Origin of the sequence: Pseudomonas sp. B22129 (genome assembly GCF_044218875.1) — a bacterium.
Lineage (GTDB): Bacteria > Pseudomonadota > Gammaproteobacteria > Pseudomonadales > Pseudomonadaceae > Aquipseudomonas.
Window position 1 is genome coordinate 4,417,946 of record NZ_CP162592.1, and the last position, 14,937, is coordinate 4,432,882.

The following is a 14,937-nucleotide window of genomic DNA, read 5'->3' on the forward strand; positions in this document are numbered from 1 at the left end:
TTACCGGTAAGTCCAGTGCGGGGCCAGTCTACGCTGGGGTTTTTTCAAACCACAAGTAAATATTCACCGGTTGCCAGGTCCCGGTCTGACCAGTTGGTCGCGAAGGGCGATGCTTGAGCGGTTGGCGGGGCGCATTTTTTTTCGCTTATCATCCGCCGCTTGAGACGTGAGGTGATCGATGGACACAGTAGGGCTGACCACAGACGAAAGCGGGCGCACCTACTGCACCTGGCGCACCGCAGCGGCGGATTACCCGCGCTACCACGACCACGAGTGGGGCGTGCCGGTGATGGACGATATCCTGCTGTACGAGAAGATTTGCCTGGAGGGTTTTCAGGCTGGCCTGGCGTGGATCACCATCCTGCGCAAGCGCGAGCAGTTCCGGCTGGCCTTTGACGGCTTTGATTTTCGCAAGGTGGCGCAGTATGGCGAGGCGGATATCGAGCGGTTGATGCAGGATCCGGGCATCGTGCGTAACCGGGCGAAGATCGTGTCCACGATTAACAATGCGCGCAGGGCCTGCGAACTGGTGGATGAAACCGGCTCGCTGGCCCGCTGGATGTGGGCGTTCGAGCCCGCCGAGACGGAGCGCCCGGCGGTGGTGGATATGGCGTACTGGAAGGGAAACCCGACCTCACCGGCCTCGGTGCGCTTGTCGAAAGCCCTGAAGAAGCGCGGCTGGACCTACGTCGGGCCGACCACAATGTACGCGTTGATGCAGGCGACGGGGATGGTGAATGATCATCTGGAGGGGTGTGCTTGTCGCCCTCAAATCGAGCACCTGCGCCGCCAGTTCAAGCGCCCCTGAGTCGCCTGATTCACGCGGTCAGAACTGTGGGAGCGAGCAAGCCCGCTCCCACATTTATTCGATGGTGGGGCTGCTTACTTTGGCAAGGGCGTGAGCACCTCAGCCTTGTCATCCAGCACCATCACCACCAGCAATTTCGCCGGTTGGGTCTGGCTGGCATTGCTTGATTCAAAGTGCCGCGAACCGGCTGGTTCGTAGAAGGACTCACCCACCTGATAGGTTCTGGCCTTCTCGTCATTGACCCGCGACGTGATCGCGCCTTCCAGCACATACGCCACGGCGGTGCCCGTGTGGCTATGGGGCACGGTGGCCTGGCCAGGGGCGTAGTCCACGGTGAGCATGATGGTTTTTTTGCCGGGCACGTTGGCCAAGGGGTGCTCTTGCAGCACCTTGATCGATTCCTTGTTGTACACCGGCTCGTGGGCAAAGGCGCCGAGAGAGGCCAGCATCAGCGTAGCGGCAAGCAGTCTTTTCATGATGAGGTTTCCAAGTGATTCGAGACCTCTTTACCCTACGCTCGAGGGGGTGCACGACCAATGACCAATCCGGCGGAAAACCGGTTAGCCAATCTGTTGGAGGATGTCGCGTACCCGGTCCAGCGCCGGGTCAATGTCGAGCAACTCGATGGCACCGAAGCCGATCACCAGGCCGGACCTGACCGGTGCGTCATGAAAGAATATGTCCACCGGATACAGCCCCACCTCGACCTGCCGTGCCAGCGCTATCAGCAATGGGATATTCACCGGCACTTTGCACAGCGCCGCCAAATGAAACCCGGCCACGGTGGGCACTGCTTCAAACCATGGCGCGAAATCCCCGGCCAGGCGTTGCAGAATGCGCTCGCGCCGCCCGGCGTACACCGTGTGGCAGCGCCGAATGTGCTTGAGCAAGAAGCCTTCGCTGATGAACTTGGCCAGCGCCCACTGGGGCAGCGTTGAACTGTGCTGATCGGTCAATTGCTTGGCTTTGAGCACGGCCGCATAAATCGCCGGTGGCAGCACGGCGTAGCCCAGGCGCAGTTCCGGCAAAAGGGTTTTGGAGAAGGTGCCGACATAGGTCACCACGCCCCGGGTATCCATGCTTTGCAGGGAATCGGTGGGGCGACCTTCATAACGGAATTCACTGTCGTAATCGTCTTCGATAATGATGGCGCCCAACTTGAAGGCGCGTGCCAGCAACGCTTCGCGGCGTGGCAGGCTCATGGGCATACCGAGCGGAAACTGGTGGGAGGGTGTGACGTAGATCAGGCGTGTGCCATCAGGGATTTTGTCAACCTGGATGCCTTCGTCATCCACCGGCACGCCCACAACATGCGCGCCCATCGCGGCGAACAGCTCACGCGCCGGGCTGTAGCCGGGGTCTTCTATGGCGACAATGCTGCCGGCTTCCAGTACGACGCGGGCGATCAAGTCCAGTGCCTGCTGCGCGCCATTGGTGACGACGATGCTGTCGGCACGGCATTTCACCCCACGGGAAAACGCGATATGCCCGGCGATGGCTTCGCGCAATGCCGGCAAGCCTTCGGGCTGGCTGTAGAAACCGCTGTTTTGGGCGATACGCCGCAAGGCGTCCTGGGTGCAGCGCCGCCATTCGTCCTGGGGGAACTGCTGGCGCGACGTGGCGCCGCCGATAAATTCATAGCGCAAGGTGCTGTCGCGCGTGGGATGGCGCATGGGCGAGGGCAGCGCGGCCCATTTCGCCAGGTTGGCAGCGCAGGCCAGGTCGGTGGCGGTTTGCAGGCGCTCGGCCTGGGGCGCGTGGGCATTGACGAAGGTGCCACGGCCAGTCTTGCCCACGAGCAGGCCTTCGTAGGTCAGGGTGGCGTAGGTGTCGGACACGGTCTTGCGCGATACGCCCAGTTGCTCGGCAAGCAGGCGGCTGGGCGGCAGTTGCGCACCGGCGGCCAAACGCCCGGTGCTGATGGCTTCGCGCAGCTGCTGGTATAGCTGTTCGGCCAGGTCCTTGCGGCCTTTGATCACCACGTGCAGTTCCATGTTTCATCCTGATGCAATCGATCTGCGCCAAGGTTACTCGCTCGCGGGGTGGGCTCAAAATGGTCTGTGCGTAAACCGTCTGATTGGCTATAGGGCTTGTCGCACGCGGGCTCTAGGCTGTACTGCAATTGCAGCTGTTACCCGAGAACCGCCCCATGGAACCCCGCCTGGACTACTACACCGCCTCGCCGCAGGCACTCAAAGCCATGCTGATGCTGGAGGCCGCAACCTTTGGCCTGTCCATCGAGAAACCCTTGCTGGACCTGATCAAAATTCGGGTCTCGCAGATCAACGGCTGCGGATTTTGCACCGACATGCACTCGATGGCGGCGCGCCAGCGAGGGGAGAGTGAGCGACGCTTGTTCGCGCTGTGCGTGTGGCGTGATTCGCCGTTTTTCACGGAACGGGAAAAGGCGGCTTTGACCTGGAGCGAGTCGGTGGCGAGGCTACCGACCTCCAGCGTTTCAGATGAACTCTACGCGGCGGTGCGCACAGCGTTCAGCGAGCAGGAACTGGTGGACCTGACCATGGCGGTGTCCAGCATCAGTGGCTGGAACCGCCTGGCGGTCAGTTTTCGGCAGCAACCACCCAATACCTGAGCACGCCGCCCATCAACTGTGGGAGCCTTGTCAGGACAGAAAACCACCGTCCACATTCAGCGACACACCGGTGGTATAGCTGGACGCATCGCTGGCGAGGAACAGCACCGCGCCGGCCATTTCACTCGGGTCGGCCACGCGCTTGAGCGGGATCTGCGCCAGGGCCATTTTCAGGATCGCGTCGTTCTTGACCAGTGCCGAGGCGAACTTGGTGTCGGTCAAACCTGGCAGCAAGGCGTTGCAACGAATGCCGAACGCTGCGCATTCCTTGGCGAAGACTTTGGTCATGTTGATTACGGCGGCCTTGGTCACCGAGTAGATGCCCTGGAACACGCCCGGGGAAATGCCGTTGATCGACGCCACGTTGATGATGCTGCCGCCGCCGTTGTCGCGCATCAGCTTGCCGGCTTCCACCGACATGAAGAAGTAGCCGCGAATGTTCACGTCGACGGTTTTCTGGAAGGCGCCGAGGTCGGTGTCCAGCACGTTGCAGAATTGCGGGTTGGTGGCGGCATTATTGACCAGGATATCCAGGCGGCCAAACTGTTCGCGGATACCGGCAAACACCTGGGTGATCTGCTCCATTTCACCAATATGGCAGGCCACGGCCGTCGCTTTACCGCCGTCGGCGATGATCGCGTCAGCCACGTGCTGGCAGCCTTCGAGCTTGCGGCTGGACACGATCACGTGGGCGCCTTGCTGGGCCAGCAACTTGGCGATGGCCTCACCGATACCACGGCTGGCCCCGGACACGAATGCAATTTTGCCGTCGAGGTCGAACAGGTTTGTCTTGGACATTGCGGTTCCTTAAAGAGACGATTTGCTGATGACATTCAGGCTCATTTGCTCCAGCAGCTTGTTCATGTGGATGAACTGCGAGAAGCGTTTGTCCTGGGTCTGGCCATGGAAGAAGCGGTAGTAGATCTGCTGCACGATGCCGGCCAGGCGGAACAGGCCGTAGGTGTAGTAGAAGTCGAAGTTGTCGATCTGGATGCCGCTGCGCTCGGCGTAGTAATCAACGAACTGGCGGCGCGTGAGCATGCCCGGCGCATTGCTCGGCTGGCGGCGCATCAGTTGCACCGGCGCCGGGTCCCCCGCCTCGATCCAGTAGGCGAGGGTGTTGCCCAGGTCCATCAGCGGGTCGCCGAGGGTGGTGAGTTCCCAGTCCAGCACGCCAATGATTTGCATCGGGTTGTGCGGGTCAAGGATCACGTTGTCGAAACGGTAGTCGTTGTGCACGAGGCTGGAGGTCGGGTGGTCGGCCGGCATCTTGTCGTTGAGCCAGGCGCGCACGGCTTCCCAGCTCGGGGCGTCGGGAGTCAGGGCTTTTTCGTAGCGGTCGCTCCAGCCGCGAATCTGGCGTTCCACATAGCCCTCAGGCTTGCCAAGGTCGGCCAGGCCACAGGCGCTGTAGTCCACTTGATGCAGTTCGACGAACTTGTCGATAAAGCTTTTGCACAGGGCTTCGGTTTTTGCAGCGTCCAGGCCCAGTTCGGCGGGCAGGTCCGAGCGCAGAATGATGCCGTTGACGCGCTCCATCACATAGAACTCGGCGCCGATCACCGACTCATCGGTGCAATGCACGTAGGCTTTGGGGCAATACGGGAAGCCGTCCTTGAGCTGGTTGAGAATGCGGTACTCGCGGCCCATGTCGTGGGCCGATTTGGCTTTGTGGCCAAACGGTGGGCGACGCAGCACGAATTCCTGGCCCGGGTATTCGAGCAAGTAGGTCAGGTTCGACGCGCCGCCGGGGAACTGGCTGATGGTGGGCGTGCCGCTCAAGCCCGGAATATGGGCTTTGAGGTAAGGGTCGATCAGGTTGGCATCCAGTTCTTCGCCGGGGCGAACCTGGGTGGATTGGTCGTTAAGCGCCATGCTTATCCCTTCTGCTTATTCTAAAGGCCTTGGACTATTGGCTAATCTAATGCGCACCGCCGCCCAGCGACAAGGTCGGGGCGGCTTAATAGGTTAGCGTGTTGGAGGATGATCAGCGGGCCTGATGTGCTCAAATCACCAGCATCGCGCGGCCACCGGGGCTGCAGGACAGGTTGCCGCCGATTTCGACTTTCGCCAGGTCAATGCCCAGGCCGGCGAGCAGGTTATTGACGATAGGGTCGAGCAGGGGCCCCAGCAGCCCGGCAATCAGCCCGCCAAGGGTTGAAAGCAAGCCGTTGAGCAGGCCCGTAACCACGCTGAGCAAGGCGCCCAGAAGGCTGGAAATTTGCGGTGCATGGCTGATCAGCTGGATGCCGGTGAGTGTCTCGTTCAGGCTGCTGACGACATTCGAAGCGGCGAACTGATAATTCTGGGGTGGCTGATTGATCGCAGGCGGGTTGGTGTAGGTGTGCGGGCGCTGTGTCCTGGCGACATTGCTGTCAACGCGTACGCCCAGCCCGCCGGCGGCGAAGGCTTGCCTGTCGCTGCACACGTTAGTGCCGCGCTTGCAGGTTTTGGTGCCGATATCCACCACCGGATACTCGTTGACTTTGAGTATTTCTGTGGATGAGAACAGGTTTTTGGGGTCAACCTGGCCAATCATCACGCGCAAGGCCGAGGTTTCGCCCAACACCGATAAGGTCTTGTTATTGCTGTCGCAGCTGTAACCCGTGACCTCTGCGCTGCCCCCTGCGGCCTCCAGTGCGATGTCGAGCTTGTCGCCGATTTCCAGGCTGGAGACGACACAACAATTGGGGTCGAACAGCCCGAAAAGGCCGCCCAAGAGATCATTGAGAAGCTGTATCAGGCCCCCCAGCACGTTATTGACCAGCGTCACGATCGGCAACTTCACCGAAATCAACGTGCGCACTTGAGCCGTCCTGACAAAAATGGGCTGTGCGGCGATGTTTTTCGGGTTGCCGATGCTTGAGAGCTGCGCGGGCTCGATGACCTTGGTCGACACAGTGACGCCGATCAGCCCCAGCACATCCACCGGCAACTCGACCGCCACGGCGCTGGCTTTGTTCGACAGTTGCACAAACCCCTGGATCAGATTGAACAGTTGCAGGTCCACGTTCAACGCACTTTTATCGGTACCGTTCTGGATATTGATCAAGTCGCCCAGGTGCAGGATTTGCGTGCCTGGCGCAATCAGCTTGATGGCTTCCAGGTTGTTGATCACCACCTTGACCGCATCGCTGCCCAGTTTGAGCACATCGATGGCGGCCTGGATCAACTGGCCGACGGTGGCGTCAGTCTTGAGCAACTGGTCGTAGTTGCCGGCGCTGACGTTCAGGCGAATGGCCAGCGCATCCAGGTAGCTGAGCAAGCTGATGTTCGTGTTGAGCAAGCCATTCCAGCCCACAGCATCGAGTTGCAACTTGCCACCGAGCAAGCCGCCGATCAGTGCGTTGAGGGCCACCGATTTGGTGCTGTCCACGGTCAACAAGGTACTGCGCACGGTGAGCGACGCCACCGGTGGAGCGGGTGCGGCAGCCACGGCTGTGGCGCTCAGCAGCGTGGTCAGGCTCACGGACCGTGAGGAGAACAGAGTGAACACGCCATGGGCAATGCTGGTGGGGACGCGGTGGGTTGCAATCACTTGGATTGCGTCGGCCTTGGCCGGGTTGGGGCTGAAGGTGCGCATGAAGTCGGCACCCGTGGCCAGGGTGCCGCACGCGGTGGCCAGGGTGCGATCGGCGCCGACCGCAAAGTTATTGCGTTGGGCGCTTTCAATCACAAACTGCGCGGCGTTGTTATTCGGCGCCAGGCATTTGCCCCCGCGGCTTACGGCTTCCAGCGCCGCGGTGTCAGCCACACGCTGCAGCTTGCGTTTCTCCAGATACAAGCGGCCGCTGTCGACCACCAACAGTAGAAACAACAACGCGATTCCAAGGGTAAAAGCGCCCATCAGGCCGATGGCGCCGCGCTGGCGGGCCGGGCCGAGTCCATGGCCAAACATTGTGCGTTCCTTCGCCGGTCATGCACCGGCGTCCTGAGCATCCCCGCCAACAGTGTAGACAGGTTTCGCGCAGGCGCTGGCTATTCGCTACTAGTTGCGCGGCGGCAGCGCAACCGGCGTGAGCACCGGGCGGCCGGCAAAGTATTCCACCAGGTTGTCAGCCACGCGCTGCACGGTGTCGTGGGCGGCTTCCGGGGACAGGCCGGCCACGTGCGAGGTGAGCACGGTGTTGCTCAGTTTTTTGAGCGCATCGGGCACCTTGGGCTCATCGTCGAAGACGTCCAGTGCGGCGCCGCCAATACGTCGCTGCTCGAGTGCTGCGACCAGGTCGGTGGTGACCACCACACTGCCGCGTCCAATGTTGACGAGGTAGCCGTTTGGCCCCAAGGCATCCAGCGCGTGGCGATCAATCAAGTGACGCGTGCTCGCGCCTCCGGGTGTGGCGAGGATCAGGAAGTCCGAAGTGCGCGCCAGTTCAACGGCGGTGGCGCAATAGGTGTAGTCCACATCGTCACGGGGTTGGCGGTTGTGGTAGCTGATTTCCATGCCGAAACCCAGAGAAGCGCGCTTGGCGATCTCCATGCCCACTGCACCCAGCCCGAGAATGCCCAATTGCTTGCCGCCCAGGGAAGGGCGCATCACCTTCGGCCATTCGCCGCGGCGTACGGCCGCGTCGGTCTGTGGAATGCCGCGTACCAGCGACAACAACAGCGCCATGGCATGGTCGGCCACTGAGGGTGCATTCACCCCGGCGCCGTTGGTCACCACAATCCCTCGGTTACTCGCGGCCTGCAGGTCCACGTGCTCATAGCCCGCGCCGATCACGCAGATGATCTCCAGCAACGGCAGTGCCGCGATTTCCTCGGCATACAGCCCCAGCGGCCCGCGCGTCAGCACCGCCTTGATTTGCCCGCCGTGGGCCTTGATCGCCTGGGCGCGTTCGGCAGGCGTCGGCGCCAGAATCACATGAAAGTCATTGCTCTCGATGATTTGCAGGTATTCGTTGATGGTTTCAACCAGGACCAGAACGGTGGTGGACATCGCAAGGCTCTTCCTGAAGGGTTTGAGAGGAGGGAGTATGCGGGATTTGTAAGAGGGAGCGATTTGTTCCATCAGAAAAAATCCCGCATCAGTCATGCTAGAACGCAATATTCAGTGCTTTTACCCGTTTCACAAACGCCCCGGCCAGGGTCGTATTGTGATGTTCGATAATCGCCTCGGCTTTGAGCGCCGGAGTGTCCATGCAGGTATGGCCGTCTTCCGGCAGTACCACCGAGAACCCCAACTCCACGGCAACGCGGCAAGTGGTGTCGATGCAAAATTGGGTTTTCATGCCGACGATCACCAACGTTTCAACGTGCACAGCCGCCAGTTGCTGCGCCAGATCAGTGCCCAGAAAGCAGCTCGGGCGAGTTTTATTGAACAGGGTATCGCGGGAAGCATCGACCTCAAGGCCTGGGTACAACTGCCATAACGGGCTTCCCGCTTCGATGGGCGAACCGGCCGGGCCGGTATGGCGGGCGGCAAAGATCGGCGCGTCTGCGTTGCGTGCACGCCTGATGAGCTGGTTGATGGTCGCCAGTACGCGCTCGCGCTCGAAGGGTTTTTCCGGCCCGTCGTACAGGCCATTTTGCATATCGATAATCAACAGGGCTGCGTTCATGGTGGTGCTCCTTGTGGTCGCCAGGCAGCGGAGCAATAAAAAGGCCCCGTCCATTGCTGGCGGGGCCTCTGGTTGTTTCCCGGGTGTGTCTAGTTCAGGCACCCACGGCAACCGCACGACCCGCCGGTGGCGGTCGTGGTGGTGCTGGTGAGGTGGTGCTGAATAAGGTTCATGGCCCGATCATGCTGGGGCCGGTATTTGGCTGTCAACGGGCGCGGCTGATTTCTTCTCGGGCAAAAGCGTGTTCTGCGCAGCTGTAAGGAACTCATCCGACAAAGCATTTCCCCGCGTCGCACGGGCGAGGGTCAGGGCGCCGATCATCATCGCGTACTTGGCCAGCAGGCTCTGGCGGTCGTCATCCTGAAGCTGCGCAAAAATAGCCAGCGAGTGCTTTACACCCTCGATGAAGGCGTGTTGCAAGGCTGTGTCGGCGGGTTCGTGGCACATATCCGGGGTGAATGCCGAAATCGGGCAGCCGTCCCCGGGATTGTCGCGGTGGGTTGCCGAGAAGTACGGGCGCAAAATGGCATCGCGCGCGGACTGTTTGTCCGCACTGCTGTTGATCTTTTCCTGCCAGCCCAGGTTTGATTGCTCGAAAGCCTTCTGGCACGCCTCGGTAGCCAGCGCCTCCTTGGACGCAAAGTGCCCGTAGAAACCACCATGGGTCAGCCCGGCGGCCCCCATGACGTCCGACAGGCTGATGCCATGCAGCCCGCGCTCACGAAACAGGTGCGTGGCCGCCTCGACGATGATTTCGCGGTTGAGTTCGGCTTGTTTGCGGGAGACGCGAGGCATGGCAGGGTTCTCGGAATAAAAGGCGGGCACTGCTGAAAAGTACAGGAACGGCACGGATTCTAAAATAGATTTGTTCGGGAATGTATTATTCGCGTGACGCTACAGCCCGCTGAAACCGTCGCTTATGGGCGTTCTTGAAGCGCTGCACCGACCCACCGTTCCTCAGCTAAGTCTTTGCTTATTCACAAGAATCCCGGACAATCCGGCCCCTTCTATGGCCGGGACGCTGCCTGTCAGGTTTTTCTGACTCGTCCTGGCCATGTTTATGCGGAGATTCCACCGGATGAATGATCAGGCCAATAGCGTCGACGAACGCTACGAGACGACACCTGCAACGCTCACAAGCTGGAGCCGCCAGGACACCACCTGGATGCTTGGCCTGTTCGGCACCGCCATTGGCGCCGGTACTTTGTTTTTGCCCATCAATGCGGGCCTCGGGGGCTTTTGGCCGCTAGTGATCCTGGCGTTGCTGGCGTTTCCGATGACCTTCTTTGCCCACCGTGGCCTGACCCGTTTCGTACTGTCTGGCCGTGAAGGCTCCGACATTACCGACGTGGTTGAGGAACATTTCGGCATCAAGGCCGGCGCGCTGATCACCTTGCTGTACTTTTTCGCGATCTTCCCGATCCTGCTGATCTACAGCGTGGCGCTGACCAACACCGTTGGCAGCTTTATGGAGCATCAGTTGCATATCATGCCGCCGCCACGGGCGATCCTGGCGTTTGTGCTGATCCTCGGCCTGTTGGCGGTAGTGCGTTGTGGTGAGCAAGTCATCGTCAAGGCCATGAGCCTGATGGTGTATCCGTTTATCGTCGCCTTGTTGTTTCTGGCGGTGTACCTGATCCCGCACTGGACCGGTGGCATCCTCAGCACGGCGCGTGAAGTTCCCGCGCCGTCGGCGTTGCTCAGCACGCTGTGGCTGGCGATTCCGGTGATGGTGTTCTCGTTCAACCATTCGCCGATCATCTCGGCCTTTGCGGTTGACCAGAAGCGTCAGTACGGGGCAAACGCCGATCAACGCAGCTCGCAGATCCTGTCCCGCGCGCACCTGTTGATGGTGGTAATGGTGCTGTTCTTCGTGTTCAGCTGCGTGCTGACCCTGTCGCCGGCACAGTTGGCCGAGGCGAAAGCGCAAAACCTGTCGATCCTGTCTTACTTGGCCAACCACTTCGACAACCCGACCATTGCCTTCGCCGCGCCATTGATTGCGTTTGTGGCGATTGCCAAATCGTTCCTGGGCCACTACATCGGTGCCAGCGAAGGCCTCAAAGGCCTGGTGCTGAAAACCGGCCGCCGCCCGGCTGCCAAATCCCTGGACCGCATGACCGCCGCGTTCATGCTCGTGGTGTGCTGGCTCGTCGCCACGCTCAACCCAAGCATTCTCGGCATGATCGAGACCCTCGGTGGCCCGGTCATCGCGTCGATCCTGTTCCTGATGCCGATGTACGCCATCCGCAAGGTACCGGCGATGGCCAAATACCGTGGGCAAGCGTCCAATGTGTTTGTCACGGCGGTTGGCCTGGTGGCGATTACCGCGCTGGTGTATTCGTTGATTGCTTGAAGCTTGATGCGGCCTGTATGACTGCACAGGTCTGAAAAATGTGGGAGCTGGCTTGCCAGACGACGGCACTTCCAACAGATATGTCGCCTGACCCACCGCCTTCGCAGCCTCGCTGAAGCTCGACAGCTCCCACAGGGAACCGAGTCCAGCCTTTGCAATGCGGTCAAAGGTGGGAGCTGGTTTGCCTGCGAAGACGGCGGCACTGCCAACAGAGATGTCTCCTGACCCACCGCCATCGCAGCCTCGCTAAAGCTCGACAGCTCCCACAGGGAACCGGGTCCATCTTTTGAAATGCGGTCAAATGTGGGATCTGGCTTGCCTGCGAAGACGGCGGCACTGCCAACAGAGATGTCTCCTGACCCACCGCCATCGCAGCCTCGCTGAAGCTCGACAGCTCCCACAGAGAACCGGTTCCATCCTTGGAATGCGGTCAAATGTGGGAGCTGGCTTGCCTGCGAAGACGGCGGCACTGCCAACAAAGATGTCGCCAGAACCACCGCCTTCGCAGCCTCGCTAAAGCTCGACAGCTCCCACAGGGAACCGAGTCCAGCTTTTGAAATGCGGTCAAAGGTGGGAGCTGGCTTGCCTGTGAAGGCTGCGGCACTGCCAGCAGAGATGTCGCCTGACCCACCGCAATCGCAGCCTCGCTGAAGCTCGACAGCTCCCACAGGGAACCGAGTCCAGCCTTTGGAATGCGGCCAAAGGTGGGAGCTGGCTTGCCTGCGAAGGCGGCGGCACTGCCAGCAGAGATGTGGCCTGACCCACCATTTGTTTTTTGAAGGGGGAGGCTGCTGGCACCAAATTCCAGGCATAAAAAAACGCCGCGTATCGTGGAATACGCGGCGTTCTTTTACGTCAACACACCTTAGGCTTGAATCACCGGGATGTTGGCGCTTGCTGCGATTTTACGGAACTCGGCGATCTGGTCGAAGTTCAGGTAGCGGTAAACGTCACTGGCCATGGTGTCCAGTTTCGCGGCGTAACCCATGTACTCTTCAACCGTCGGCAGACGACCCAGTGTGGAAGCAACAGCCGCCAGCTCAGCCGAGGCCAGGTAGACGTTCGCGCCGTCACCCAGGCGGTTCGGGAAGTTACGCGTCGACGTCGACACTACCGTCGAGTTCGGCTCTACACGTGCCTGGTTACCCATGCACAGCGAGCAGCCCGGCATTTCCATGCGCGCGCCAGCCTTGCCGTAGATACCGTAGTAGCCTTCTTCGGTCAGTTGGTGAGCGTCCATCTTGGTCGGCGGCGACAGCCACAGACGGGTTGGCAGCTGACCCTTGACCTGTTCCAGCAACTTGCCGGCAGCGCGGAAGTGGCCGATGTTGGTCATGCACGAACCGATGAACACTTCGTCGATCTTCTCACCGGCAACGCTGGACAACAGACGGGCATCGTCCGGGTCGTTTGGTGCGCAGAGGATCGGCTCGTTGATCTCGGCCAGGTCAATTTCGATGATTTCAGCGTATTCCGCGTCGGCATCGGCTTCCATCAGCTCAGGATTCTTGACCCAGGCTTCCATCGCTTGGGCGCGACGTTCCAGAGTACGCGGGTCACCGTAACCTTCACCGATCATCCAGCGCAGCAGGGTGATGTTGGAGTTCAGGTATTCGGTGATGGACTCTTTCGACAGCTTGATGGTGCAACCGGCAGCCGAACGTTCAGCCGAGGCGTCGGACAGCTCGAAAGCCTGTTCCAGCGTCAGGTCGTTCAGGCCTTCGATTTCCAGGATGCGGCCGGAGAAGGCGTTCTTCTTGCCTTTCTTCTCGACCGTCAGCAGCCCCGACTGGATCGCGTAGTAAGGAATGGCATGAACCAGGTCACGCAGGGTGATGCCAGGTTTCATTTTGCCTTTGAAACGCACCAGGATCGATTCCGGCATGTCCAGCGGCATAACGCCAGTGGCTGCGGCAAACGCGACCAGACCGGAACCGGCCGGGAACGAGATGCCCATCGGGAAACGGGTGTGGGAGTCACCACCGGTACCCACGGTGTCCGGCAGCAGCATGCGGTTCAGCCAGCTGTGGATGATGCCGTCGCCTGGACGCAGCGATACACCGCCACGGGTCATGATGAAGTCAGGCAGGGTGTGGTGGGTGGTCACGTCGATCGGCTTTGGATAAGCCGCGGTGTGGCAGAAGGACTGCATCACCAGGTCGGTCGAGAAACCCAGGCACGCCAGGTCTTTCAGTTCATCACGGGTCATAGGACCGGTGGTGTCCTGGGAACCGACGGTGGTCATCTTCGGCTCGCAGTAGGTGCCAGGACGAACGCCTTTGCCTTCCGGCAGGCCGCACGCCTTGCCGACCATTTTCTGTGCCAGGGTGAAGCCTTTACCGGTGTCGACAGGCGCTTCAGGCAGCTTGAACAGGTCGGTTGGGCCCAGGCCCAGCTCGGCACGTGCCTTGTCGGTCAGGCCGCGACCGATGATCAGCGGAATACGGCCGCCGGCGCGCACTTCGTCCAGCAGAACCGGAGTCTTCATTTCGAAGGTGGTCAGGACTTCGTCGGTGCCGTGTTTGCAGACTTTGCCAGCATGCGGGTACAGGTCGATCACGTCGCCCATGTTCATGTTGGTGACGTCGAATTCGATTGGCAGTGCGCCGGCATCTTCCATGGTGTTGTAGAAGATTGGAGCGATCTTGCTGCCGAAGCAGAAGCCGCCAGCGCGCTTGTTCGGCACGTAGGGAACGTCGTCGCCAAAGAACCACAGTACGGAGTTGGTTGCCGATTTACGCGACGAACCGGTACCGACCACGTCACCGACGTAGGCGATAGGGAAGCCTTGGCCACGCATCTCTTCGATCTGCTTCATCGGGCCGGTCTTGCCTTGCTCGTCCGGCACGATGCCTTCGCGGGCCATTTTCAGCATGGCCAGGGCGTGCAGCGGGATGTCCGGGCGGGACCAGGCATCGGGAGCAGGGGACAGGTCGTCGGTGTTGGTTTCGCCGGTGACCTTGAACACGCGCAGGCTGATCTTGTCGGCCAGGGTAGGGCGGTTGCTGAACCACTCGCCGTCAGCCCAGGACTGAATCACGGCCTTGGCGTGTACGTTACCGTTCCTGGCTTTTTCAGCCACGTCGTGGAACGCGTCGAACATCAGCAGGGTGTGCTTGAGTTGGGCAGCGGCGACAGGTGCCAGGGTGGCGTCGTCCAGCAGCTCGACCAGCGTCACGATGTTGTAGCCGCCTTGCATGGTGCCAAGCAGTTCAACGGCGCGTTGCTTGCTGATCAGGGGGGAAGTGGCTTCGCCCTTGGCCAGGGCAGACAGGAAACCGGCCTTGACGTAGGCAGCTTCGTCAACGCCTGGTGGAATGCGGTTGGTGATCAGGTCAACGAGGAATTCTTCTTCGCCAGCCGGGGGATTTTTCAGCAGCTCGACCAGGCCTGCGGTTTGTTCGGCGTTAAGCGGCTGGGGAACAATACCCAGTGCTGCGCGCTCTTCGATATGTTTGCGGTAGGCTTCAAGCACAGTTTTTACCCTCATCAGTGGTCCCACGGGACGCTCATCCAGAAATGATCGGCACGCATGCGCTCGGGGGCTTTTTGGGCCGCAAAGCCAGCGCTGCCGGCATTTCTCACAGAAGCTGCTTTCAAAGTTTTACGCCTGCAGAGC

Annotated in this window: 12 protein-coding genes; 3 read left to right on the forward strand and 9 right to left on the reverse strand. The window is 60.5% G+C overall.

Annotation, left to right across the window (positions count from 1 at the left end; genetic code table 11):
- Positions 1-178 precede the first annotated feature (178 nt).
- Complete coding sequence (locus AB4P94_RS20365; RefSeq protein ID WP_395607130.1) at positions 179-808, forward strand: DNA-3-methyladenine glycosylase I; 630 nt, start codon at positions 179-181, stop codon at positions 806-808.
- Between the two features lie 74 nt (positions 809-882).
- Here AB4P94_RS20365 and AB4P94_RS20370 read toward each other — a convergent pair whose 3' ends face one another.
- Both AB4P94_RS20370 and AB4P94_RS20375 read right to left on the reverse strand, forming a co-directional pair.
- Positions 883-1,284: a cupin domain-containing protein gene (locus AB4P94_RS20370; RefSeq protein WP_395607131.1), complete on the reverse strand. Its 402-nt coding sequence runs from the start codon at positions 1,282-1,284 to the stop codon at positions 883-885.
- A gap of 84 nt (positions 1,285-1,368) precedes the next feature.
- On the reverse strand, positions 1,369-2,802 hold the full coding sequence (locus AB4P94_RS20375; RefSeq protein WP_395607132.1) for a PLP-dependent aminotransferase family protein: 1,434 nt from the start codon (positions 2,800-2,802) through the stop codon (positions 1,369-1,371).
- Between the two features lie 155 nt (positions 2,803-2,957).
- Here AB4P94_RS20375 and AB4P94_RS20380 point away from each other — a divergent pair, with 155 nt between their 5' ends.
- Positions 2,958-3,401, forward strand: a complete 444-nt coding sequence (locus tag AB4P94_RS20380) for a carboxymuconolactone decarboxylase family protein (protein WP_395607133.1) — start codon at positions 2,958-2,960, stop codon at positions 3,399-3,401.
- 30 nt (positions 3,402-3,431) lie between these two features.
- Here AB4P94_RS20380 and AB4P94_RS20385 read toward each other — a convergent pair whose 3' ends face one another.
- The 6 genes from AB4P94_RS20385 to AB4P94_RS20410 form a co-directional block, all read right to left on the reverse strand.
- On the reverse strand, positions 3,432-4,199 hold the full coding sequence (locus tag AB4P94_RS20385) for an SDR family oxidoreductase (RefSeq protein WP_395607134.1): 768 nt from the start codon (positions 4,197-4,199) through the stop codon (positions 3,432-3,434).
- A 9-nt stretch (positions 4,200-4,208) separates the two neighbouring features.
- Positions 4,209-5,276, reverse strand: a complete 1,068-nt coding sequence (locus tag AB4P94_RS20390; protein WP_395607135.1) for a phosphotransferase family protein — start codon at positions 5,274-5,276, stop codon at positions 4,209-4,211.
- Between the two features lie 130 nt (positions 5,277-5,406).
- On the reverse strand, positions 5,407-7,299 hold the full coding sequence (locus tag AB4P94_RS20395) for a pilus assembly protein TadG-related protein (protein WP_395607136.1): 1,893 nt from the start codon (positions 7,297-7,299) through the stop codon (positions 5,407-5,409).
- Positions 7,300-7,389: 90 nt separating this feature from the next.
- Positions 7,390-8,340, reverse strand: coding sequence for a 2-hydroxyacid dehydrogenase (locus AB4P94_RS20400; RefSeq protein ID WP_395607137.1), 951 nt, complete (start codon positions 8,338-8,340; stop codon positions 7,390-7,392).
- A gap of 97 nt (positions 8,341-8,437) precedes the next feature.
- Positions 8,438-8,962 (reverse strand): cysteine hydrolase family protein, encoded by a 525-nt coding sequence (locus AB4P94_RS20405; protein WP_395607138.1) that lies wholly within the window; start codon positions 8,960-8,962, stop codon positions 8,438-8,440.
- 180 nt (positions 8,963-9,142) lie between these two features.
- Positions 9,143-9,757 carry a TetR/AcrR family transcriptional regulator gene (locus AB4P94_RS20410; protein ID WP_395607139.1) on the reverse strand — a complete coding sequence of 205 codons (615 nt, stop codon included), beginning with the start codon at positions 9,755-9,757 and terminating at the stop codon, positions 9,143-9,145.
- Positions 9,758-10,040: 283 nt separating this feature from the next.
- Between AB4P94_RS20410 and AB4P94_RS20415 the strand changes: the two genes are divergently transcribed.
- Entirely contained in the window at positions 10,041-11,318 is a 1,278-nt protein-coding gene (locus tag AB4P94_RS20415) for a serine/threonine transporter (RefSeq protein ID WP_395607140.1), read from the forward strand.
- Between the two features lie 865 nt (positions 11,319-12,183).
- Here AB4P94_RS20415 and acnB read toward each other — a convergent pair.
- A complete protein-coding gene (gene acnB / locus AB4P94_RS20420; protein ID WP_395611368.1) occupies positions 12,184-14,793 on the reverse strand; it encodes a bifunctional aconitate hydratase 2/2-methylisocitrate dehydratase in 2,610 nt (869 codons plus the stop codon).
- Positions 14,794-14,937 lie beyond the last annotated feature (144 nt).